This is a genomic window from Cryobacterium sp. Hh38, assembly GCF_004403235.1.
In the GTDB taxonomy this organism is placed as follows: Bacteria; Actinomycetota; Actinomycetes; order Actinomycetales; family Microbacteriaceae; genus Cryobacterium; species Cryobacterium levicorallinum.
Map to the genome: position 1 here is coordinate 232,942 of NZ_SOHD01000042.1, position 22,084 is coordinate 255,025.

The following is a 22,084-nucleotide window of genomic DNA, read 5'->3' on the forward strand; positions in this document are numbered from 1 at the left end:
ATTGTGTAATCAGCTCTGAAGGAGTGCACCATGAGCACCATCGAAGCGTTTGACGCCGTCGACCTAATTCACACCAAGCGCGACCGCGGCGAGCTGACCACACCGCAAATTGACTGGCTGATCGACGCGTACACCCGTGGCTACGTCGGCGACGAGCAGATGGCCGCCATGACCATGGCGATCTTTCTGAACGGCATGAGCCGCAGCGAGATTCGGGCTCTGACCATGGCAATGCTCGCGAGCGGTGAGCGGATGAGCTTCGACGGCCTCGGCAAGCCGACCACCGATAAGCACTCCACCGGAGGCGTCGGTGACAAGATCACGCTGCCCCTGATGCCGCTCGTCGCCGTCTTCGGCGCGGCCGTGCCGCAGCTGTCCGGCCGTGGCCTCGGTCACACGGGCGGAACGCTCGACAAGCTCGAGTCGATTCCGGGCTGGCGCGCCAACCTGAGCAACGCCGAAATGCTTCAGCAGCTGCAGGAGCTCGGCGGCGTGGTCTGCGCGGCCGGCAGCGGCCTGGCGCCGGCCGACGGCAAGCTCTACGCCCTGCGTGACATCACCGGAACGGTCGAGGCGATCCCGCTGATCGCATCGTCGATCATGTCGAAGAAGATCGCCGAGGGTACTCAGGCCCTCGTACTCGACGTTAAGTTCGGCTCGGGCGCCTTTCTCCAGGACATCGAGCGGTCGCGGGAATTGGCCCGCACGATGGTCGAGCTGGGCGAGGATGCCGGGGTGGCGACATCCGCAATGCTGACCAATATGAACGTTCCGCTTGGGTTTGCCATCGGCAATGCCAACGAGGTGCGCGAATCGGTGGAGGTGCTCGCCGGCGGCGGGCCCGCCGACGTGGTTGAACTCACCGTGGCGCTGGCCGAGGAGATGCTCTCGCTCGCCGGAATCACCGGTGTCGATGTGGGCGCGGCTCTGAAGGATGGCCGAGCCATGGACAAATGGCGGGCCGTGATTCGCGCGCAGGGTGGCGACCCGGATGCCGCGTTGCCGGTCGCGCGCGAGACTCACGTTGTGCTCGCCGAGCGGAGCGGCGTGCTGGTGGAACAGCAGGCGCTGCCTTTTGGTATCGGTGCCTGGCGACTCGGTGCCGGGCGCGCCCGTAAGCAGGATCCGGTGCAGCATGCCGCCGGAATCGACCTGCACGCCAAGCCCGGCGACACCGTGGTGAAGGGCCAGCCGCTGTTCACGCTGAGCGCCGACGAGCCCGCCCGGTTCGCCCGTGCGCTCGAGGCCGTTGAGGGTGCCTGGCGCATCGGCGACGTGGGGGAGCCCGTGCAGGATGGCGGTTCGCTAATCGCGGAGCGGATCGGGAGTCGCTAGCAGCGTCCGCTCGACACATATGGGGGGGGCTCGCCACACGAGTCTCAGGGTGTGTGGTGCCATCTTTGGCCCCTTGGTATTTTGTGAGGTGCCACTATTGGCCCCTCGACGAGCCCCTTGACGAGCGTTTATGGGGCTAAAGGTGGCACCTCGCGTGGGGAGGTGAGGTCGATGGGGCAGAAGGTGGCACCTCAGTTGGTTGACGCGGATCGGACTCTGCAAACAGCCGGGGTCAGCGGACACCGCGCGGCGAATCCTCCGGGATTGAGCAGCGTGGCGGGGCTGCCGGTGCTCGAGCCGATCTCGGCGTGGTGCCAGTTCATGCGGCGCTGCGGTCCAGGGGGTGGCGCCCGTAGGGTTCGCATTGTCGTGGCGCACCGCGTGTGACCGCGTCACATTGCGTCGCTACGGCCAAATGGTGCGGCAGCGATGTGCGGCGGGTGCCTAAGCTAGGGATATGCAAAAACGCACCCTTGGACGTACCGGCCGCACCGTTTCCGTGATCGGCCTGGGCACCTGGCAGCTGGGCGCCGACTGGGGCGCCGTTTCTGACGCCGACGCGACCGGCGTGCTGGCTGCATCCGCTGATGCCGGCATCACCTTTTTTGACACAGCGGATGTCTACGGTGACGGCCGCAGCGAGCGACTGATCGGGAATTTTCTCGCGAATGATGCCCCGGGCGTAGAGATCACGGTCGCCACGAAGATGGGTCGTCGCGCGCAACAGGTGCCGGAGAACTTCGTTCTCGCTAACTTTCGTGAGTGGACCGATCGGTCCAGGGTCAACCTCGGCATGGACACCCTCGACCTGGTGCAGCTGCACTGCCCGCCGAGCGCGGTGTTCGACTCCGGCGAGGTCTACGACGCGCTCGACACCCTCGTCGACGAGGGCGTCATCGCCAATTACGGGGTGAGCGTCGAGACCTGCGACCAGGCCCTCGCCGCTATCAGCCACCCCGGCATCGCCACGGTGCAGATCATCCTGAACGCTTTTCGCCTCAAACCGCTCGACGAGGTGCTGCCGGCCGCACGCGCCGCCGGGGTGGGCATCATCGCCCGGGTTCCGCTGGCCAGCGGGCTGCTGACCGGCAAATACACCGCCGACACGGTCTTCGCCGAGAGCGACCACCGCAACTTCAACCGGGACGGCAGCCACTTCGACGTCGGGGAGACCTTCTCCGGCGTCGACTTCGAGGTGGGCCTGCAGGCCGCCACGGAGTTCGCAGCCCTGGCCCCCGTCGGCCTCACGCCAGCCCAGGCCGCCCTGGCCTGGGTAGCCCAGATCGACGGGGTGAGCGCCGTCATTCCGGGAGCCCGCTCGGTCGCCCAGGCGCAGGGAAACGCGACCGCTGGCGTAGCCGAACCGCTCGACATCGCCTTCAACGAGGGCGTTCAGGACATCTATGACCGGCTCCTGCGGGAGCAGATTCACCCGCGCTGGTAATACGTCGGCCGATCACCTCTAGTTCAGTCGAGGTCGTCGGGGTCCGTGCCGGTGCGCTCGCCGCTTTCGAGCGCCGCAATCTGCGCAAGATCGTCCGGCTCGAGCACAATGTCGAACACGTCGATATTGGCGCGAATGCGCGCCGGGGTGACCGACTTGGGAATGACGATGTTGCCGAGCGCGAGGTGCCAGGCGATCACGATCTGCGCGGCTGATTTGCCGTGCCGGGCGCCGATCGCATCGAGGATCGGGTTGCCGATTGCGCGCCCGCGGGCCAGAGGCGACCACGCTTCGGTACGGATGCCGTGGGCCGCGTCATAAGCGCGAACCTCCGTTTGCGGCAGCCACGGGTGCAACTCCACCTGGTTGAGCACCGGCACGACGTCGGTTTCGGCCAGGAGTCGGTCGAGGTGGTGCGGGTGAAAATTCGAGACCCCGATCGAGCGGGCCCGGCCGTCGGCGCGCAGGGCTTCGAGGGCGCGATAGGTTTCGACGTAGCGGTTCTGCTGCGGTGCCGGCCAGTGGATCAGGTACAGATCGACGTAGTCCAGGCCCAGCTTGGCCAGGCTCTCGTCGAAGGCCTTCATCGTTTCGTCGTAGCCGTGGCGGTCATTCCACACCTTGGTCGTGACGAACACGTCCTCCCGGGGCACCCCGGAACGCGCGAGCCCCTGCCCGACGCCGACCTCGTTCTCATAGAGTGCTGCGGTGTCGACGTGACGGTACCCGGCCTCGAGCGCGACCTGCACGGTGTCGGCGGCGATGGCATCCGCTACCTTGTACACCCCGAGACCGAGCTGCGGAATCACGTGGCCGTCATTGAACCTGAGGGAAGTCATCCCTCAATGTTACGAGACCTGCACCTGGATGGGCTCGGTGTCGGGAATGGGGCTGATATCGCGCCCGCGCAGGTCCGGGTGCCAGCGGCGGCCGAGCGCTGGGATGATGCAGCCGAGGCCCGCGAAACCGGCGGCGACGTAGATCGCCGACACCGGGCCGGAATGGTCGATCGAGAACCCGGCGATGGCGGAGCCCATGGCTGCGCCGATCAGCTGGCCGGTACCGACCCAGCCATAGGCTTCGGCGGTGTCGCTGAATTTCACGCTCGCCGAGACGATGCCGAAAAGAACAGCGAAGGCGGGCGCGATGCCGACCCCGGCCAGGAGCAGCGCGAGGGAGAGCCACCAAAAGGTGAGCCACAGGCTGGCCAGAATTAACCCGATGGTGACGATGAGCATGCGGGCGGCGAGGGCCCAAGGGCCGATCGGAGCGTGTCCGAGTGCCAGGCCGCCGATGAGCGAACCGATCGCGAAGATGCCGAGCACCCAGCCGGCGTCGGCGCTGCCGTGGCCGAACACCGCAACCACACCGGCTTCGACCGCGGCGCAGGCGGCAACGAGCGTGAAACCAACGACCGTGCTGAGCAGCACCTCGGGTTTTTTGAGCACAACGCCGAGCTTGCGGCGGCTGCGCGGGATGCGCACCCGGCCTACCTCGGGCAGGGCGACGAACCAGATTCCGCCGGCGACCAGGAAAAATGCGGCGAGCAGGATGCCCGCGGTCGTCGATACCTGCAGCGCCACGAAGGTAGCGATCACCGGGCCGAGCACCCAGATGATCTCCTGCGCCGAGGCATCCAGCGAGAAGAGCGGGGTGAGCTGGCGGGAGTTGACGATTTTGGGGTAAATCGTGCGCACGGCCGGTTGAATCGGCGGGGTGGACAGGCCGGCGACGAATCCGATCAGCATGAGGTTCAGCACCGACAGCGAAATCAGCGCCATCACGATGATCGACACCGCGCAGATGAACATGGTGGCGATAATCACCGGGCGCATACCGAGTCGGCCCATCAGTCGGCTGGTGAGCGGCCCGGCGATGGCCTGACCGATGCTCATGGCACCGAGAACCAGTCCGGCCGCGCCGTAGGAATCAAAGATCCGCTCAATGTGAATGAGAAAAGCGAGGGAGAGCATTCCGAAGGGAAAACGGGCCGTCAACTGCGCAGCGATAAGGCGGGATACGCCGGGCGTGCGCAGAAGGGTCCAGTAGCTTTTCACGATTTCAGTCTACGGCGGGGCCGATTGAAAACCGGGGCGGGCAGCTGACCGCGAAAATTGCGGTGCTGGACAAACCCCAGCTAAGGCATGCCATACTAAGGCAATGCTTACCTTACCGAACGAGAGTGCGACTGCGGTCCTGGATCGTCCGGCCTATCGACCCTATCGGGCCACGGTAGTGGGCATCCGTTCCCTGAGTAAGCATTTCACTCGGGTGACCTTCTTCGGTGAGCAGTTTGACACCTTCAGTACCGCCGGGCTCGACCAGAGGGTCAAGATCGTGTTGCCGCTGCTCGGCCGTGGCCTGTCCGACATTGGTGCAAACGACGAGTCCACCATCGCCGACGGAAGCTGGTACGCCCGCTGGCGCGCGCTGCCGGACGCCGATCGCAACCCGTTTCGCACCTACACGGTTCGCGCTGTGCGCCCCGAACTGCGTGAAATCGACGTGGATTTCGTCACCCACAACGGTCACGGCTCGCTCGGCCCGGCTGCGCGCTGGCTGTACACGGCGTCGGTCGGCAGTGACGTGCTCATCATCGGGCCCGACGAGCGTAGCCCGGGCCGCGCCATCGGCCTCGACTGGCACCCGGCGCAGGCGACCGAATTGCTGCTGGCCGGCGACGAAACCGCAGCTCCAGCCATCTGCAGCATCCTCGAGAGTCTCCCGGCCGGCCGCCGCGCGCGCGCCTTCGTCGAAGTGCCCACCGAAGCGGATGCCCCACCCCTCGACCTCCCCTCCGGTTGCGAAATCACCTGGCTGGCTCGCGACACCGCCCCGCACGGTGAGCGACTCGACGCCGCGGTGCGCGGCTGGGTGGCGAACAATCGTTCGCTCGTCAAGACGGCGGTCGCCGCCACCCCGCAGCCCTGGGCGGACATCGACGTGGACTGCGACCTGCTCTGGGAATCGCCCAACGATGAAACCGGCACCGGTTTCTACGCCTGGCTCGCGGGTGAATCCTGCATGATCAAGCTGCTGCGCCGTTTTCTGGTGAGTGAAACCGGCATCGACCGAAAGCGCGTGGCCTTCATGGGCTACTGGCGGCTCGGCCGGTCCGAAGCTCAGTGACTCTGGTTCTGGCACGGCCGGAGCGAACCCGAACCCGGCCGCGCCGCGTCGTCATCGGCTTCGCCCTCGCGCTCGCGCTGCTCGTTCTGACCATCGCCGCGTCGCTCGTCGTCGGCACCCGGGAGATCGCCCTCGGCACCGTGCTCGATGCCCTGATCGACCCCGATCGAACCCTGACCGACACTGCGCTGACTGACCGCACCGTCATCCTGGACCTGCGCGTGCCGCGCACCGTCGTCGGACTGCTCGCCGGCCTGGCCCTCGGCCTGGCCGGGGCCCTCATGCAGGGTGTCACTCGCAACCCGCTCGCCGACCCGGGTCTGCTCGGCGTCAACGCCGGCGCCTCCCTGTTCGTCGTCGCCGGCATCGGCTGGTTCGGTGTCACCACCGCGCTCGGCTACGTCTGGTTCGCCTTTACCGGCGCCGCGGTGGCCGCGACGATCGTCTATCTAATCGGCTCGCTCGGCCGTGAAGGCGCCACCCCGGTCAAGCTGGCCCTCGCCGGAACCGCGCTGACGGCGGCGTTCACCTCGCTCATTACCATCGTGCTGCTGGCCGACTCGGAGGCCTTCGACCGCTACCGGTTCTGGGCGGCTGGCTCCCTCGTCGCGCGTGGCCTCGACGCTGCCCTGCCGCTGGCCCCGTTCATTCTGGTCGGCGCGATTCTCGCCATCGTGGCCGCACGTATGCTCAATGCCCTCGCCCTCGGGGACGATCTCGCCCGTGGTCTCGGCCAAAATCTGGTCACCGCTCGCATCGTCTGCGCCGTCGCGATCGTGCTGCTGTGCGGCTCGGCGACCGCGATGGCCGGCCCGATTGTGTTCGTCGGACTCGCTGTGCCGCACGTGGCACGCTGGATCACCGGCCCGGACTACCGCCTCATTATTGCGTTTTCCGCGTTGTTGGGCCCCACCCTGCTCGTCGCGGCGGATGTGCTCGGCCGCATCATCGCCCAGCCCGGCGAAATCGAGGCCGGCCTCGTCGTCGCCTTCCTCGGCGCGCCGGTACTCATTGCGCTCGTGCGCCGAGTGAAACTGGCCGGCCTGTGATGGCCGGGACGACAGCATTCGGTTTAAAAGCGGATGCCGCACCGCTGGCCCACACGCGCGCGCAGCTCCGCAGACGCGAGCGCCGGATCGTGCTCGGGCTGCTCGGTGCCCTCGTCATCGTCGGTGCCTTCAGCCTCGCGATCGGAGCGTATTCGCTCAGCGTGCCCGACCTGCTGCGCACGCTCACCGGGCAGGGAACGCAGAGCGAGAACTTCATCGTGCTGTCGCTGCGTCTGCCGCGGCTGACCCTCGCCGTGCTCGTCGGCGTGGCGTTCGCAATCTCGGGCGCACTGTTCCAGACCGTGCTGCGCAACCCGCTCGCGAGCCCCGACATTATCGGAGTGACCGGGGGAGCGAGCGCCGCGGCAGTGTTCGGCATGCTCATTCTCGGCTTCGGTGCCGTCGCGACCTCGCTCGCGGCGTTTGCCGGGGCCATTATCGTCGCCTGCGCTATCTATCTGCTGGCCTGGCGCGGCGGAGTCGTCGGCTACCGCTTTGTACTGATCGGTGTCGGGGTCGCGTTCATGGTGCAAGGGCTGCTCGGTTATCTGCTCTCCCGCGCCGACCTGAATGACGCGCAGGGCGCCCTGCTCTGGCTGGTCGGCAGTGTGAGCGGTGCCCGCTGGCAGGATATTTCGGTCGTCGCCGTGGTGCTGCTCGTGCTGCTGCCCATCATTCGGCTGCTGAGTGGCCGCCTGCGCGCCCTGCAGCTTGGTGACGATCTTGCGACGAGCCTCGGCGTTGGCGCCGAACGCACCCGACTCGTGCTGCTCGTGATCGCGGTCGCCCTCGCCGCGACGGCGACAGCGGCGGTCGGCCCGCTCGTCTTTGTGGCGTTCGTCGCGGCGCCGATCGCCCGTCGCATCGTTGGCTCCGGGGGGCTCGTCTTAATTTCGGCCGCCTTGATCGGAGCGCTGATCACCACGGTCGCCGACTTCGCCGCCCAACACCTGCTGCCGGGGCAGCTTGAACTGCCGGCCGGAATCATCACGGGCGCGATCGGCGCCCCCTACCTGCTCTGGCTGCTCGCCACCAGCAATAAAACCGGAAAGGGCGCCTGATGACCCAGCTCCTGCGCGCCGAGGGCGTCAGCCTCGGCTACGACCAGACCCGCATCATCGACGACGTCGACCTCGAGGTGATTCCCGGCGCGATCACCGTCATCGTCGGGGCCAACGCGTCCGGCAAATCCACACTACTCAAGGGCCTCGCCAGGCTGCTGAAGCCGGATGCCGGCCAGGTCACCCTGAATGGTCGCAACATCGCCGCGCTCCCCGGCAAGAAGGTCGCGACCGTCGTGGGCCTGCTGCCCCAGCAGCCGGTCGCCCCGGACGGCATCACCGTGGCCGACCTCGTCGGGCGTGGACGCTACCCGCACCAGGGCTGGTTTCGGCAGTGGTCAAGCACCGACGGAGAGACCGTCGCCGCGGCAATGGCCGCCACCAACACCGACCAGCTCGCCTCCCGCCGCCTTGAGGACCTCTCCGGCGGCCAGCGCCAACGCGTCTGGATTGCCATGGCGCTTGCGCAGGATCCCGAGATTCTGCTGCTCGACGAACCGACCACCTTTCTCGATGTCACCCACCAGATCGAGGTGCTCGACCTACTGCTCGAACGCAATCGTGAGCGCGGCACGACCGTTGTGATGGTGCTGCACGACCTCAACCTGGCCGCCCGTTATGCCGATCACCTTGTCGTTATGCGGGCTGGACGCATCGTCGCCAATGGCGCGCCGGCCGAGACGCTCACGGCCGAGATCGTGCGCGAGGCCTTCGACCTTGAGGCGCTCATCAGACCCGACCCGGTCTGCGGCTCGCCCATGGTCGTACCGATCGGTCGGTTCCACGGCCGGGCGCCGGCTTCAGGGTCGGACAGCGCTGTCCCCAGCGCTTCGCCTGCTGCCCCTCCGACAGCGGTCCCAGAGGCTGCGCCCGAATCCCGACAAATCGAAAGCGTTTGAATTTAGGGTAGGCTACCCTTATCACGCAGGGCGAGAATGTCGCCCGCGCCCGACGAACTGGAGATTTTCGTGTCCCGACGCCTCACCGTCACATTGGCTGCCGCCGCCAGCATTCTCGCTCTGACCCTGAGCGGTTGCACGGCCGCCGCGGATGACGCGACCGACCCTGCCGCGGACACCGCGGCATCCGGCAGCTTTCCCGTCACCATCGAGCACGCCTTCGGCGAAACCACGATCGACGAGCAGCCGACCCGCGTCGTGACCTGGGGCTGGGGCAGCGCCGACGACGCGATCGCGCTCGGCGTGACTCCGGTGGCGATGCCGTTCCAAAGCTACGCCGGCGATGAAAACGGCGTGCTGCCGTGGATCAACGAGGCGCTCGAAGGCGAAGAGATGCCCGTCATTCTGCCCGACACCCAGGAGCCGCCCTACGAAGACATCGCCGCGTCCGCGCCGGACGTGATTCTCGCCGCGTACTCCGGCATCACCGAGCAGGAATACGACCTGCTCAGCGAGATCGCCCCGGTCGTCGCCTACCCGGGCGACGCCTGGGCCACCCCGTGGCGCGAACTGATCGAAATCACCGGAACCGCGCTCGGCAAGACCGACGAGGCCGACAAATTGCTCGCATCGATCGACACCGAAATCGCCGATCAGGCCGCCGCGCACCCCGAATTCGCCGGCAAGACCATCGCCCTCACCAGCGACAGCGCCGGAACTTTCTACATCTATAAGAAGGAAGACCCGCGCGTCGACTTCACCCTCGACCTCGGCTTCGTCAGCGCTCCCGCCGTCGACGACCTCGCGACCGACGAGGCGAGCTTCTACTACACGCTCAGCTACGAGCAGCTCGACCAGCTCGACAGCGACCTGCTGGTCAACTTCGGCTCCACCCAGGAAGAGTCCGACGCGTTCCTGAACGCGAGCTACGCCCAGGCCATGCCGCAGGTGCAGGCCGGCACTGTCGCAAGCCCGGTCGGCGCGGCCTTCATCTCGTCCGTTTCTCCGCCCACCGGACTCTCGCTGAGCTGGGGACTCGACGACTACGTCGCCCTGCTCTCCGCCGCAATTCAGTAACTTTTCTCAGAACGGATGCAGCGTAAACCAGCAGGCGCCGCGGCATCCGTTTTCGGCGTGCCGGCAACAGTCGCACCCCTGGGGTCAGTGTGCGCCGGGAGATTTACCATGGAGAGGTGAGCAGTACCGCGCACCTCGCGGCACCGATACCGTCGGCGGAAGAACCGCTGCGCGAAGACGTGCTCGCGAGCGTCGCTGGCCTTGTGGGTAATACCCCGTTGGTTGAGTTGCGGGTGCTCGCCGCCGGGCTGCCGGCCCGAGTGCTGGTCAAGCTCGAAGGAAGCAACCCCGGTGGTTCGGCCAAGGACCGGCTCTCGAATGCGGCCGACCGGGTCGTCGCGCTCTTGCTTGAGATTCTCGCTATCGAGGCGCTGCACGCCGCATAGCTGCAGGGCCCGGCTGGCCGGTCAACCACCGGGCTGGTGCCCGCTGTGCACACTCTTGGCGCACAACCTGCCCTTCACCGAGGTCGTCGACCAGACCGTGCAGCTGCTCGAAGCCGCCGAATCGGCTGCCTCGTACACATATTCCGTATTCAGCATGTATTAGCTGAACTGCTCGTCGACCACGGCGAGCTGCTTGCGAAACTCCAAATACCCGATCGATTCCCAATCGTCGTCAAGGTCGAACTGCGGCTCATACCCGAGCGAGAGGTACAGCGCCACGGCCTCGGGTTGTCGTGCTCCCGTGGTCAGCACAATAGAACGGATGCGCCGCCGCCCCGCCTCGGCCTCCAGCTCGGCCATCACCTGGCGGGCCAGGCCACGGCGGCGATGCGCGGAGTGCGTCCAGACTCTCTTCACCTCGACGGAATCATTCTCGCCCCGCATGAACGCGCCGCCGGCAATCGCTTTTCTGTTCTCGACGAGCAGCAAAAAGGTGCCGCCATCGATCGGCTGAAAGCGCCGGGCCGGATACCGGCTGAGCTCGACCGACGCGGGAATCCCGTTGTTCAGGCCGTAGCGCTCGTCATACTCCCGCGAGAGTTCGGCCACCAGCGTTGCCGCGAGCGGGTCGGTCGGTGAGGTGTACAGGATGTTCGGTCTCAAGTTGGGCACCTTTTGACGATAGATCCGCAGCATCCACTGGTCAAAATCGCTTGAATGCCAGGGGCTCGAAAACAGTCGGCTGCGGTTGCACTAGGCTCGTTAGGTCTTACTCGCGTGTGGATTCACCGTAGAATCCACGCATTTTCGACCAAATGAAGAAGGAAGTGCCATGCGCGCACGCTACATCGTTCCGGCTTTCGCTGCGGCAGCCGTTCTGCTGCTCACCGGCTGTGTCGACAACTCGACCCCAGCCGCCGATACCCCCACCGACGCCGCTGCCACCATCGAAGTGGATGCCGCAGCCGTCGCGCTGCTCCCCGCCGAGATCAAAAGCTCCGGCGAGCTTATTATCGGCACCGACGCGGCCTACCCGCCGAACGAGTTCAAGGACGATGCCGGCGCACCCATCGGCTGGGGAATCGAACTCTCCAACGGCATCGCCGCCAAGCTTGGCCTGAAGACCAAGTATCAAATCGCCGACTTCGACAACATCATTCCGAGCATTACCGGTGGCACCGTCGACATCGGCGAGTCGTCGTTCACCGACAACCTGGAGCGTGAGAAGCAGGTCGACTTCGTCAACTACTTCAACGCCGGAATTCTCTGGGCCGCCAAGACCGGCAGCACGATCGACCCCAACGATGCGTGTGGCCTCACCGTGGCCGTGCAGTCCAACACGGTTCAGGACACCGACGAACTTCCCGCCAAGAACGCGGCCTGCGCCGCGGCCGGCAAGCCCGCCATCGAGGTCTTGCCCTATACCTCGCAGGACGAAGCGACCAACGCCGTCGTGCTCGGCAAAGCGGATGCGCTCAGCGCCGACTCCCCGGTGGCCCTGTACGCCATCTCGAAGACGGAGGGCAAGCTTGAGGCCGCTGGCGAGAGCTTTGACGTCGCCCCCTACGGAATCGTCGTGAACAAGGATTCCGAACTCACCAAGGCCGTGCAGGCTGCGCTGCAGTCCATGGTTGACGACGGTTCATACGGCAAGATCCTCGACAAGTGGGGTGTCACCGACGGAGGCATCGACACGATCACCATCAACGCCGCTTCCAACGGCTAGAGCGTAAGCGAGCAACATCATGGCCGAAACAGTTGTGAACCGTTGGGCGGGGTCAATCCCGCCCAACGGCTCTGACCGCTCTCCCGCAATCAAGGCGATTCGCCTTCGTCACCCGTGGCGGAATGTTTTCGCCGTCGTGTTGCTGCTCGTTCTGGCACTCTTTGTGCTCGATGCCGCACAGCGCCCCGCCTACGACTGGCCGTCCGTCGGCAAGTTTCTCTTCGACCAGCGCATCTCGCAGGCCGCGTTCGTCACCCTGCAACTCACGATTTACAGCATGGTTATCGCGATCATTCTCGGCGTGACGCTCGCCGTAATGCGGCTGTCTCCCAACCCGGTTGTGAGCAGCATCGCCTGGGTGTACCTCTGGATCTTTCGCGGTACTCCGGTTTATGTGCAACTGGCATTCTGGGGCCTGGTGGCAACCATCTACCAGACGATCGACATCGGCCTTCCGTTCACCGAGCCCTGGGCGTCATTCCCCACCAAAGTGGCGGTCAGTGCGTTCATGCTCGCCGTGATTGGGCTGGCACTGAATGAGGCCGCGTATATGGCGGAGATCGTGCGCGCCGGATTGCTGTCGGTGGACGGCGGTCAGGAGGAGGCAGCCACCGCGCTGGGCATGAGCTGGGCACAGACGATGATGCGCGTCATCATTCCGCAGTCGATGCGCGTGATCATTCCCCCTGCCGGCAACGAAGTCATTTCGATGCTCAAGACGACCTCGCTTGTGACGGCAATTCCTTTTACTCTTGAGCTTTACACTCGGTCTCGGGACATTTCGGCCGCGATCTTCAACCCGGTTCCTCTCCTCATTGTGGCCTCGATCTGGTACCTGTTCTTCACCTCCATTTTGATGGTTGGCCAGTACTTTCTCGAGAAGCGTTTTGCGCGCGGCATCGGCGACCGACGTCCCGATCGCAAAGCAGACGACGCCACCGGTGCCCTGACCGGTGTACTGCCGGTGATCGGTGGTGGCCAGCCCACGGTCGTTCAGCCGCCGACGGGCCAGAACCCGCCCACCACGAACAACGGAGACACCCGATGACTGCCACGGCAGGGCCACGCGCTACCGCAGACGTTCCCATGGTGCTCGCCGAGGCCGTCTCCAAGAGCTTCGGCTCAAACGAGGTGCTCAAGAGCATTTCCCTCGAGGTGAAGCGTGGAGAGGTGATGTGCCTTGTCGGACCCAGTGGGTCGGGCAAGTCAACGTTCCTGCGCTGCATCAACCACCTCGAGGTGGTGTCGGCGGGTCGACTGAGTGTCGATGGTGAACTCATCGGGTATACGGAGAGCAAGGGAAAGCTCTTCGAGATGCACCCGAAAGCCGCTGCCATGCAGCGCCGAAACATCGGCATGGTTTTTCAGCGCTTCAACCTGTTTCCGCACATGACGGCGCTGCAGAACGTGATGGAAGCACCGATTCGGGTCAAGGGTCTCTCCAAAGCGGCCGTGGAGTCCAGCGCGCGTGCACTGCTGGCCCGGGTAGGCCTCGCCAACCGCGCCGACTACTACCCTGCGCACCTCTCCGGCGGCCAGCAGCAGCGGGTCGCGATCGCCCGCGCCCTCGCGATGGAACCCAAGCTCATGCTGTTCGACGAGCCGACCAGCGCGCTCGACCCCGAGCTCGTCGGTGAGGTGCTTGACGTCATGCAGGGCCTGGCCCGCGATGGCATGACCATGATCGTGGTCACCCACGAGATGGGCTTCGCCCGCGAGGTCGCCGACTCGCTTGTCTTCATGGACGGCGGAGTCGTCGTCGAGAGCGGTATCCCCACCGAGGTGCTCGCCAACCCCCAGCACCATCGCACCCAGGCCTTCCTTTCCAAGGTCCTCTAGCCCCCGCTCTCTCCTTTCCGGGCCCGGGCCCGGTTTCGTAAGGTGGGCCTGGGCAGCAGAATACGGCCGTAGCGGCAAACTACCCGGCGAGCACCTTTTGGATGCGCTGCAGCGACACGGATTCTGCGGCCTTGAGTTCCTGCGCGAACAGGCTGATGCGCAGCTCCTCGATCATCCAGCGGGCGCGCAGGACCGGCGCCGCGGCATCCGCTTTGAGCGGCATCGAGCCGCCGGCGTTCTCGAACCGCGTGGTCGCGGCCTGGGTCTCGTTCATCCAGACCCGGTCGCGACTGGGGTTGTCGACCAGTTTCGGCACCCGGGCGCTGATTCCGCTGAGGTAGCGCGGCAGGTGCCGCAGCTGGGCCAGACCGGTCTCGCTGACGAATCCCGGGTAGACCAGGGCCGTCAGCTGTTGGCGGGCATCGCTGATTCCGGGCAGCAAGGCCATGCTGGTCGTGGCCTTGAGCGCCTTGTCGGCCAGTCGATGAGCGGTCAAAATGCGGGCGACCAGGCCGACCGTTTCGAACATGGAGTCCATCACGACTCCCGACACCCGGTCGCGGATGGTGTCGAACTCGGCCTTCATGAACACCTGCCCGTCGGGCCGCACCCGAAACAGCACGTCGTCGACCGCGGCGGCGAGGCAATCCTCGAACAGGGCTTGCGTGCTCTTATACGGGCTGGTCGCGAGCGAAAGCTTCTCGGCGGCGGTCAGATGTTGCTGCACATACGCGGCCGGCGACGGCGTCGCCAGCAGCAGCAGCCGGCGCACCCCGCGGGGCAGCGCGCGCGCCTGCTCCAACTCGGTGCTCATCATGCGAATAGAAACGGATGCCCCATCATCGACCAGCGTCGGATACCCGCGAATCGTGTTGTCACCCTGCTTCGTGTCGAGAAAGCGCGGGAGCTCGCCGAGGTCCCAGGTGGTGATGCCGCCGCGCTCGATCGCGTTGCTGGGAGCCGCGGCGCTCGTCGCCTTCGCGACGCTCTCCCGAACGCGGGTACCGAGCCGCCGTTGCAGGTCGGCGAGGTCCTTGTCGGCGGCGACCGTGCGCCCACGTTCGTCGGTGACGACGAAGGTCATGCGCAGGTGCGACGGAACCCGGCCCAGCTCGAAGTCGCGCGCGGAAACCGGCACATAGGTGAGCTTCTGAATCAGCGCGGCGAGCGTCTCGGCGAACGAGCCTTGCGGCACCGGCGTCGGCAGCGCCTCCACGATTCCGGGCTCGCTCGGCAGCTCGCCGAGCAGCCGAGCTGCCCAGTCGGCGGCGGGCACGACATTGCGCCGGATGCTTTTCGGCAGCGACTTGATCATGGCGGTCACGAGCTCGGCGCGGAGGCCGGGCACCTGCCAGTCGAAACCGTTCGGCGAGAGGCGGGCGAGCAGCGCGAGCGGAATGCGTACGGTCACGCCGTCGTCTTCTTCGCCGGGTTCGAAGCGGTAGCCGAGGGTCAGACGCTGGTCACCCTGCTGCCAGCTCGGCGGAAAGAGCCCCTCGTCGATCTCGGGGGAGTCCTCGGCGACGAGCGCGTCGGCGGTCATGGTCAGGAGGTCGGGGGTGTCGAACCGGGCAGTGCGCCACCAGCCCTCGAAGCTCTTGGTCGACGACACGTCGGCCGGAATGCGACGCTGATAGAAGTCGAACACCGCTTCATCCTCAACGAGGATGTCCCGGCGCCGGGTGCGCTCCTCCAGCTCGGCCAGTTCCTCCCGCAGCCGAGCATTGGCCCGTTCGAACGCCCACATGCCGGGGTCGCCCGTCTGGCCGGGACGTCCGCCGCGGCTGGCGCTCGAGCCGACGGCGGGTGCGCGGCCAGCGCCGCGCCCACCACTGGCGTCGCCGCCGTCGGTTGAGATGCTGACGCGTTCGTTGCGGGATGGTCCGCGGGAGCCACGATCCGCTTCCTTCTCGGCGGAAGCAGACTGCGGTCCAGACGCGCGGTCCCACTCGCCCTCGACCAGCGCGTGCCGAATGAACAGCTCGCGGGCATACGCCGGGTCGATCCGGGAGAACTGCACCCGGCGGCGGGCCACGATCGGTACGCCGTACAGGGTGACCCGTTCGTAGACGACGGCGGCGCCCTGCTTCATCTCCCAGTGCGGTTCGGAGTAGCTGCGTTTGCACAGGTTGCCGGCGAGCGGTTCGGCCCAGGCCGGGTCGACGACCGCGTTCATGCGGGCGAACAACCGGCTGGTTTCGACCAGTTCGGCGCTCATCACCGCGTTCGGCTGCTTCTTGGCCAGGGTTGAGCCGGGAAACAGCACGAAGCGCTGCTGTCTGGCGCCGACATAGTCCTTCTTGGCGACGTCCTTCAGCCCGATGTGCGAGAGCAGTCCGGCCAGCAGCGACCTGTGCACGCCGTCGGGGTTGGCGCTCGGTTCACCGAGGTGCAGGCCGAGCGGCTTGGCGAGCTGGCGCAACTGGCGCAAGACGTCTTGCCATTCGCGCACCCGCAGGTAGTTCAGGTACTCGTTCTTGCACAGTCGACGGAAGGCGCTCGAGCCGAGTTCGGACTGTTGCTTCTCGAGGTAGTTCCAAAGGTTGAGCAGGCTGAGAAAGTCGCTCGTCGGGTCGGCGAACCGAGCGTGAAACTGGTCGGCTTGCGCGCGCCGTTCGAGTGGGCGCTCCCGCGGATCCTGAATGGTCAGCCCGGCGACGATCGCCATGACTTCCCTACTGGTTCCCTGCGTTTTCGACTCGATCACCATGCGGCCAAAGCGCGGATCGATCGGCAGCTGCGCGAGCTGCTGGCCGATGCGGGTCAGGCGCGGGGTGGCCGGGCCGGTGGCGTGGGCGGCATCCGTTTCAACCGGGCGGCGACCGCTCTTGGTGCGACCGGTACCCTCCGCCTCGATGGCGCCTAGTTCGGCGAGCAGGTCGAGGCCGTCCTTGATATTGCGGCTGTCCGGCGGGGTGAGAAACGGGAACGAGGCAATATCGCCGAGGCCGAGCGAGATCATCTGCAGAATGACCGCGGCGAGGTTCGTGCGCAGAATCTCCGGCTCGGTATATTCCGGGCGGCGCATATAGTCTTCTTCGGAATATAACCGAATCGCAATACCGTCGCTGGTGCGGCCGCTGCGGCCGCTGCGCTGGTTGCCAGAGGCCTGCGAGATCGCTTCGATCGGCAACCGCTGCACCTTGGACCGCACGCTGTAGCGGCTGATCCGCGCCGTTCCGGCGTCGATCACATAACGGATGCCCGGCACCGTCAGACTGGTCTCGGCCACGTTGGTCGCGAGCACGATGCGTCGTTTGACCCCGGCCACGGTCGACGGCTGGAACACCCGGTGCTGGTCCGCCGACGACAACCGGCCGTACAGCGGCAGCACCTCGGTGGGATTGCGGCTGGCAGAGGAGGCGTACTTGCCCTGCAGCGCGTCGGCGGCGTCGCGAATCTCGGTCTCGCCGGAAAGGAAGACCAGCACGTCACCATTCGACTCCCGCTCGAGCTCGTCGAGAGCCGTGGTGATGCCCTCGATGTAGTCGCGGTCAACCGGGGGAGCGGCATCCGTCGTGTCGTCATCGTCGTCGATGCCGGGCTCGGCCACGAGCGGGCGGTAGCGAATCTCCACCGGGAAGGTGCGCCCTGACACCTCGACGACGGGCGCCGGGGTACCGTCGGCGGCCGCGAAATGCTTCGCGAAACTGGCCGGGTCGATCGTCGCCGAGGTGATGATGAGTTTGAGATCGGGTCGCTTGGGCAGCAACTGCCGCAAATACCCGAGCAGAAAGTCAATATTGAGGCTGCGCTCATGCGCCTCGTCGATGATGATCGTGTCGTACTTGCGCAGCATCCGGTCGCGGTGAATTTCATTCAAGAGGATGCCGTCGGTCATCAACTTAATGCGGGTATCCGCGCCGACCTTGTCGGTGAACCGCACCTGGTAGCCGACGAGCTGCCCGACCTCCTGGCCGAGCTCCTCGGCAATGCGCTCGGCAATGGTGCGCGCGGCGAGCCGGCGCGGCTGGGTGTGGCCGATGTTCTTGCGGCCGAGCTCGAGGCAGATCTTGGGCAGCTGGGTGGTCTTGCCCGACCCGGTCGATCCGGCGACGATCACGACCTGGTTGTCGCGAATCGCGCGGGCGATGTCCTCCCGGCGCTGGCTGACCGGCAGTTCGGGCGGGAAGGTGATATTGAGCGTTTCCATGAAGTCTCAATATTACTTCGCCCCCACCCGCGACGTGAAAGTGCCCGTGCTGGCCAGCGCGGGCGCTTTCGCGGTCAGTGAACATTGGGGGTTGGGAGAGAGTGTCGAGGACCCCGGCTTATAGGCTGGGGCGATGACGAAATCTGTTCCCACCATCACCCTCAACGACGGCCACACGATTCCTCAGCTCGGTTTCGGCGTGTTCAAGGTCGAGCCCGACGAAACCACCCGCATTGTGGCCGACGCGCTGTCGGTCGGGTACCGCCACATCGACACCGCTGCCATCTACGGTAACGAGGAGGGTGTGGGCAAGGCACTCGCCGCTTCGGCCATCGACCGTTCCGAGCTGTTCATCACAACCAAATTGTGGAACGACCGTCAGGGCGCCCAATCAGCCTTTGACGCTTTCGAGGAGAGCCTCGAGAAGCTCGGCCTCGACTACGTCGACCTGTACCTCATTCACTGGCCGGCTCCGGCCAACGACAAGTTTGTCGAGAGCTGGAAGGCCCTCGAAAAGATTCAGGAGTCGGGCCGTTCCCGTTCCATCGGCGTGTCCAACTTTCTGGTGCCGCACCTCGACCGGCTGCTGCACGAGACCAGCATCGTGCCCGCCGTCAACCAGATCGAGCTGCACCCGGCACATCAGCAGCCGGAGGTCATCGCTTTCGCTCGCGAAAACGGCATCAACATTGAGGCCTGGGGCCCGCTCGGCCAGGGCAAGTATCCCCTGTTCGACGAGCAGGTGATAGCGGATGCTGCCGACGCGCACGGCAAGTCGCCAGCGCAGGTCGTCATTCGCTGGCACCTGCAGATCGGCAACATTCTGTTCCCCAAGTCGAACCGCCTCACGCGCATGACGGAGAACTTCGACGTGTTCGACTTCGAACTGACCCACACCGAGGTGACCATGATCTCCGCGCTCGAGCGCGCCGGCCGAGTCTCGGCTCACCCCAACGAGGTGAACTAGCCAGGTCGCGGGAGCGCGGCGGGTTGGCCCGCGACTCGGCTCACCTTAACGAGGTGAACTAGCCCGCAGCATCCGCTTATGAGTGGCCCCGGCGACCGACGGTCCGTGGGGCCACGGCTGTGCAACGGCGTACATTGGGGTGTGCTGCGTTTTCCCCGCGCCGGTGCGCGAGCGCGTGCCGTTTGGCAGAAAAGATCCCATGAATCCTATTGAATGGCTATTCGACGCGCAGCTGCAGCTTGGCACCCAGACCATTCTCTGGCGCGAGGTCATCGGCAACGCCTTCGGAATTGCGAGCGCCGTCGGGGGCATGCGCCGCAAGATCTGGGCCTGGCCGGTCGGGATCGTCGGCAACGTGCTGTTGTTCACAGTGTTCCTCGGCGCCGTGTTCGGGACGCCGAACCCGGTCAACCTGCTTGGGCAGGCCGGCCGTCAGATCATGTTCATCGTCGTGTCGATCTTCGGCTGGGTGCAGTGGCAGCGCAGCCGCAATTCCGCCGTGCACGTTGCCGTCGCGCCGCACTGGGCTGGCAACCGCACCCGCATTCTGCTCGCCGCTGGGCTGATCGCCGGCACCCTCGTGCTCACCCCGATTTTTCGTGCGCTCGGCTCGTTCGAACCGGTCTGGGCAGATGCCTGGATCTTCACGGGTTCGCTGCTCGCGACCTATGGTATGGCCAAGGGGTGGACCGAGTTCTGGCTGATCTGGGTGGCCGTCGACGTAGTCGGGGTGCCGCTGCTGATCAGCGCCGGCTACTATGCATCCGCCGTGCTGTATCTGTTCTACGGGGCGTTCACCATCATCGGGTTCATCGTCTGGGTGCGGGTACAACGCCGCCGGAGTGCACTACTCGGCGTCGTTTAGGCCCGGCTCGCTCGAATTGGCCAAGCGGGAGCAGAATGGAACATGCCCAATCACCTCGCCGACGCCATCAGCCCCTACCTCCGCAGTCACGCTGACAACCCGGTGGAGTGGTTCGGCTGGGGCGAGCAGGCCTTCGCCGAAGCGCTCGAGCGGGACGTGCCGGTGCTTGTCTCGATCGGCTATTCCACCTGCCATTGGTGTCATGTCATGGCCAGGGAGAGCTTCAGCGACCCGGCCATCGCGGAGTACCTCAACGCCCACTTCGTGAGCATCAAGGTCGACCGTGAGGAGCACCCCGACGTCGACGCGAGCTACCTGGCCGCGGCAAGCGCGTTTATCGACGGGCTCGGCTGGCCGCTCAACGTGTTCGTCACGCCCGACGGGCGGGCCTTTCATGCCGGAACCTACTTTCCGCCGGTCGGGCAGCCGGGGCATCCGTCATTTCGCGACGTACTGACCGCGGTGACGGATGCGTGGCTCACGCGCCGCGCGGACCTGACTGCGGGCGCGGCTCGGGTCGCAGAGATGCTCGCCGAGTCGGCGCGTGACCTGGCCGCGGGAGTCGGCTCCGCGTCCGGCGGCGGGCCCGGTGCTGGACCCGATGCCGACCGGCTCGACCAGGCGGTGGCCGAACTGGTCGCCTACGAGGACGCTTCGTTCGGCGGCTTCGGCGGCGCGCCGAAGTTTCCGGTGGCGCCGGCACTCTCCTTTCTGCTCGGGCACGGTGGGATCGACGACCCAGGCCCCGAGCTCGCCGTGCGCACGCTCAAACTCATGGGAGCGTCACCCCTGCGGGACCCGATCGAGGGCGGCTTCTTTCGGTACGCCGTCAATCGCGATTGGAGCGATCCGCACTACGAACGCATGCTCTACGACAACGCTCAACTGCTCGGCCTCTACACCCGCGCCTGGATGCTCACCGAAGCGCCGTGGGCACGCCACGTCGCCGAGGGAATCGCACGCTTTCTCTGCGACGTGATGCAGCTGCCGAGCGGCGGTTTCGCGAGTGCCCAGGATTCGGAGAGCACAGTCGACGGCCAGCGCGTCGAGGGCGGCTACTACGCCCTCGAAGCGAGCGACCGCCTCCGGCAGACCCCGCCAGCCCGCGACGAGAAGGTGCTCACCGGCTGGAACGGCCTCGCCATCCAAGCACTGGCCCGAGCCGGCTTCGCCTTCGACCAGCCCGACCTGATCGCCGCCGCCCGCCGCGCGGCCGACTATCTGCGCGTGCGCCACGAGCGCGCTGATGGCACGCTGGTACGGGCCTCCGTCAGCGGATCTGCCTCCGGCGAACGTTCCTCGGATGCGAAGGCCACGTTGGAGGACTACGGCATGTACTCACGGGGACTCCTTGAACTTGCTCTCGTCACCGGTGACGTCACATACGCCACCCGGGCTCGTCACCTGCTCGACAGAACGCTATCGGACACCACCGACGCTGCTGATTGGGCCGGTGCAGTGACCGACCCCGGTGTCAGCACGACGGCATCGAGCCCCGCTTTTCGCCCGCCGCACGGCTCGGATACCGTACTCACCGCGCAGGGCCTGGTCAGCGCCATTGACCCGTCGGAGGGCGCCTACCCCTCCGGACTATCCGCCACGGTCGACGCGGCCGTACTACTCCACCAGCTCACCGGCGACGACCGCTACCGCCGAGCCGCGACGGCTGGACTCAGCCTGGTCGCCACCCTCGCTCCGCAGCGTCCGCTCGCCTTCGGCGCCGCGCTGCGCCTCTTCGACGAGCTCAACGCCCCGATCCAGCAGCTCGTCATCGTCTCGCCAGACGAGCCAGACGAGCCAGACGGAGTCCGCGCCGACCCCACCAACCCCACCAACCCTGACGCCACCGCCCACGGCGCCACCGGCCTCAACCCCACCCTGCTCGACCTCGCCCGGCGCCATCCGGCTGGCGTAGTCGTCGCCGTGACCGAATCGCAGGCCTGCGCCTTCGACGACGCGGGATTCGATCTCTTTGCCGCGCGAACAGCGCAGACCGGCCAGCCCACCGCGTACCTCTGCCGCGACTTCGTCTGCCAACTGCCGGTCACCGACCCGGCTCAACTGCCGCCGATCGACGCCACCGCCGCGCTTCTGGCCAAAATTGCCGCTGAACAGCAACAATTGGGCGGGCCACACAAGCACTAACATCGGGAT

General features: G+C 66.1%; 18 protein-coding genes. 14 read left to right on the top strand and 4 right to left on the bottom strand.

Features of this window, described 5'->3' with window-relative positions:
• The first annotated feature begins 30 nt into the window (after positions 1-30).
• Entirely contained in the window at positions 31-1,335 is a 1,305-nt protein-coding gene (locus E3T41_RS15240; protein WP_092448913.1) for a thymidine phosphorylase, read from the top strand.
• 457 nt (positions 1,336-1,792) lie between these two features.
• The gene (locus tag E3T41_RS15245; RefSeq protein ID WP_092448912.1) at positions 1,793-2,779 is read left to right on the top strand and encodes an aldo/keto reductase; all 987 of its coding nucleotides are present in this window, start codon (positions 1,793-1,795) and stop codon (positions 2,777-2,779) included.
• 23 nt (positions 2,780-2,802) lie between these two features.
• Here the strand turns inward: E3T41_RS15245 and E3T41_RS15250 are convergent, their stop codons facing one another.
• Positions 2,803-3,618 carry an aldo/keto reductase gene (locus E3T41_RS15250; RefSeq protein ID WP_104133312.1) on the bottom strand — a complete coding sequence of 272 codons (816 nt, stop codon included), beginning with the start codon at positions 3,616-3,618 and terminating at the stop codon, positions 2,803-2,805.
• 9 nt (positions 3,619-3,627) lie between these two features.
• Positions 3,628-4,836 carry an MFS transporter gene (locus E3T41_RS15255; RefSeq protein WP_092448910.1) on the bottom strand — a complete coding sequence of 403 codons (1,209 nt, stop codon included), beginning with the start codon at positions 4,834-4,836 and terminating at the stop codon, positions 3,628-3,630.
• Positions 4,837-4,939: 103 nt separating this feature from the next.
• On the opposite strand from E3T41_RS15255, the gene E3T41_RS15260 reads away from it, so the two are divergent.
• The 6 genes from E3T41_RS15260 (at position 4,940) to E3T41_RS18255 (ending at position 10,380) form a co-directional block, all read left to right on the top strand.
• Positions 4,940-5,908: a siderophore-interacting protein gene (locus tag E3T41_RS15260; RefSeq protein WP_092448909.1), complete on the top strand. Its 969-nt coding sequence runs from the start codon at positions 4,940-4,942 to the stop codon at positions 5,906-5,908.
• Complete coding sequence (locus E3T41_RS15265; protein ID WP_134479282.1) at positions 5,905-6,957, top strand: iron ABC transporter permease; 1,053 nt, start codon at positions 5,905-5,907, stop codon at positions 6,955-6,957. Before E3T41_RS15260 ends, E3T41_RS15265 begins: the two co-directional genes overlap by 4 nt.
• Positions 6,957-8,018 (top strand): iron chelate uptake ABC transporter family permease subunit, encoded by a 1,062-nt coding sequence (locus E3T41_RS15270; protein ID WP_134479377.1) that lies wholly within the window; start codon positions 6,957-6,959, stop codon positions 8,016-8,018. The genes E3T41_RS15265 and E3T41_RS15270 overlap by 1 nt, the downstream gene beginning before the upstream one ends.
• Positions 8,018-8,917: an ABC transporter ATP-binding protein gene (locus tag E3T41_RS15275; protein ID WP_134479283.1), complete on the top strand. Its 900-nt coding sequence runs from the start codon at positions 8,018-8,020 to the stop codon at positions 8,915-8,917. The genes E3T41_RS15270 and E3T41_RS15275 overlap by 1 nt, the downstream gene beginning before the upstream one ends.
• 36 nt (positions 8,918-8,953) lie before the next feature.
• Positions 8,954-9,994, top strand: coding sequence for an iron-siderophore ABC transporter substrate-binding protein (locus E3T41_RS15280; protein WP_092448905.1), 1,041 nt, complete (start codon positions 8,954-8,956; stop codon positions 9,992-9,994).
• A 116-nt stretch (positions 9,995-10,110) separates the two neighbouring features.
• Positions 10,111-10,380 (top strand): pyridoxal-phosphate dependent enzyme, encoded by a 270-nt coding sequence (locus E3T41_RS18255; RefSeq protein ID WP_198416436.1) that lies wholly within the window; start codon positions 10,111-10,113, stop codon positions 10,378-10,380.
• 159 nt (positions 10,381-10,539) lie between these two features.
• Here E3T41_RS18255 and E3T41_RS15290 read toward each other — a convergent pair whose 3' ends face one another.
• Positions 10,540-11,052 (bottom strand): GNAT family N-acetyltransferase, encoded by a 513-nt coding sequence (locus E3T41_RS15290; RefSeq protein WP_370257845.1) that lies wholly within the window; start codon positions 11,050-11,052, stop codon positions 10,540-10,542.
• A 160-nt stretch (positions 11,053-11,212) separates the two neighbouring features.
• Between E3T41_RS15290 and E3T41_RS15295 the strand changes: the two genes are divergently transcribed.
• The 3 genes from E3T41_RS15295 to E3T41_RS15305 are packed head-to-tail and all read left to right on the top strand — an operon-like array spanning position 11,213 to position 13,945.
• Positions 11,213-12,106: an ABC transporter substrate-binding protein gene (locus tag E3T41_RS15295; RefSeq protein WP_134479285.1), complete on the top strand. Its 894-nt coding sequence runs from the start codon at positions 11,213-11,215 to the stop codon at positions 12,104-12,106.
• Between the two features lie 19 nt (positions 12,107-12,125).
• Complete coding sequence (locus E3T41_RS15300; protein WP_134479286.1) at positions 12,126-13,154, top strand: amino acid ABC transporter permease; 1,029 nt, start codon at positions 12,126-12,128, stop codon at positions 13,152-13,154.
• A 38-nt stretch (positions 13,155-13,192) separates the two neighbouring features.
• Positions 13,193-13,945, top strand: a complete 753-nt coding sequence (locus E3T41_RS15305) for an amino acid ABC transporter ATP-binding protein (RefSeq protein ID WP_134479379.1) — start codon at positions 13,193-13,195, stop codon at positions 13,943-13,945.
• Positions 13,946-14,024: 79 nt separating this feature from the next.
• Here the strand turns inward: E3T41_RS15305 and hrpA are convergent, their stop codons facing one another.
• Positions 14,025-18,098 (bottom strand): ATP-dependent RNA helicase HrpA, encoded by a 4,074-nt coding sequence (hrpA, locus tag E3T41_RS18260; protein WP_198416438.1) that lies wholly within the window; start codon positions 18,096-18,098, stop codon positions 14,025-14,027.
• A 133-nt stretch (positions 18,099-18,231) separates the two neighbouring features.
• On the opposite strand from hrpA, the gene E3T41_RS15320 reads away from it, so the two are divergent.
• From E3T41_RS15320 to E3T41_RS15330, 3 genes are all read left to right on the top strand, one after another.
• Positions 18,232-19,065, top strand: a complete 834-nt coding sequence (locus E3T41_RS15320) for an aldo/keto reductase (RefSeq protein WP_092448899.1) — start codon at positions 18,232-18,234, stop codon at positions 19,063-19,065.
• Between the two features lie 199 nt (positions 19,066-19,264).
• Positions 19,265-19,930, top strand: coding sequence for a nicotinamide riboside transporter PnuC (gene pnuC, locus E3T41_RS15325; RefSeq protein WP_092448898.1), 666 nt, complete (start codon positions 19,265-19,267; stop codon positions 19,928-19,930).
• A 42-nt stretch (positions 19,931-19,972) separates the two neighbouring features.
• A complete protein-coding gene (locus E3T41_RS15330) occupies positions 19,973-22,075 on the top strand; it encodes a thioredoxin domain-containing protein (RefSeq protein WP_134479287.1) in 2,103 nt (700 codons plus the stop codon).
• The last annotated feature ends 9 nt before the right edge of the window (positions 22,076-22,084 follow it).

Excerpts from the sequence above, each read along its gene's own strand:
- E3T41_RS15270 (WP_134479377.1), top strand. The coding sequence starts at position 6,957 with ATGGCCGGGACGACAGCATTCGGTTTAAAAGCGGATGCCGCACCGCTG.
- E3T41_RS15295 (WP_134479285.1), top strand. The coding sequence starts at position 11,213 with ATGCGCGCACGCTACATCGTTCCGGCTTTCGCTGCGGCAGCCGTTCTG.
- hrpA (WP_198416438.1), bottom strand. The coding sequence starts at position 18,098 with ATGGAAACGCTCAATATCACCTTCCCGCCCGAACTGCCGGTCAGCCAG.
- E3T41_RS15300 (WP_134479286.1), top strand. The coding sequence starts at position 12,126 with ATGGCCGAAACAGTTGTGAACCGTTGGGCGGGGTCAATCCCGCCCAAC.
- pnuC (WP_092448898.1), top strand. The coding sequence starts at position 19,265 with ATGAATCCTATTGAATGGCTATTCGACGCGCAGCTGCAGCTTGGCACC.
- E3T41_RS15245 (WP_092448912.1), top strand. The coding sequence starts at position 1,793 with ATGCAAAAACGCACCCTTGGACGTACCGGCCGCACCGTTTCCGTGATC.
- E3T41_RS15305 (WP_134479379.1), top strand. The coding sequence starts at position 13,193 with ATGGTGCTCGCCGAGGCCGTCTCCAAGAGCTTCGGCTCAAACGAGGTG.
- E3T41_RS15240 (WP_092448913.1), top strand. The coding sequence starts at position 31 with ATGAGCACCATCGAAGCGTTTGACGCCGTCGACCTAATTCACACCAAG.
- E3T41_RS15250 (WP_104133312.1), bottom strand. The coding sequence starts at position 3,618 with ATGACTTCCCTCAGGTTCAATGACGGCCACGTGATTCCGCAGCTCGGT.
- E3T41_RS15260 (WP_092448909.1), top strand. The coding sequence starts at position 4,940 with ATGCTTACCTTACCGAACGAGAGTGCGACTGCGGTCCTGGATCGTCCG.
- E3T41_RS15275 (WP_134479283.1), top strand. The coding sequence starts at position 8,018 with ATGACCCAGCTCCTGCGCGCCGAGGGCGTCAGCCTCGGCTACGACCAG.
- E3T41_RS15330 (WP_134479287.1), top strand. The coding sequence starts at position 19,973 with ATGCCCAATCACCTCGCCGACGCCATCAGCCCCTACCTCCGCAGTCAC.
- E3T41_RS15320 (WP_092448899.1), top strand. The coding sequence starts at position 18,232 with ATGACGAAATCTGTTCCCACCATCACCCTCAACGACGGCCACACGATT.
- E3T41_RS15280 (WP_092448905.1), top strand. The coding sequence starts at position 8,954 with ATGTCGCCCGCGCCCGACGAACTGGAGATTTTCGTGTCCCGACGCCTC.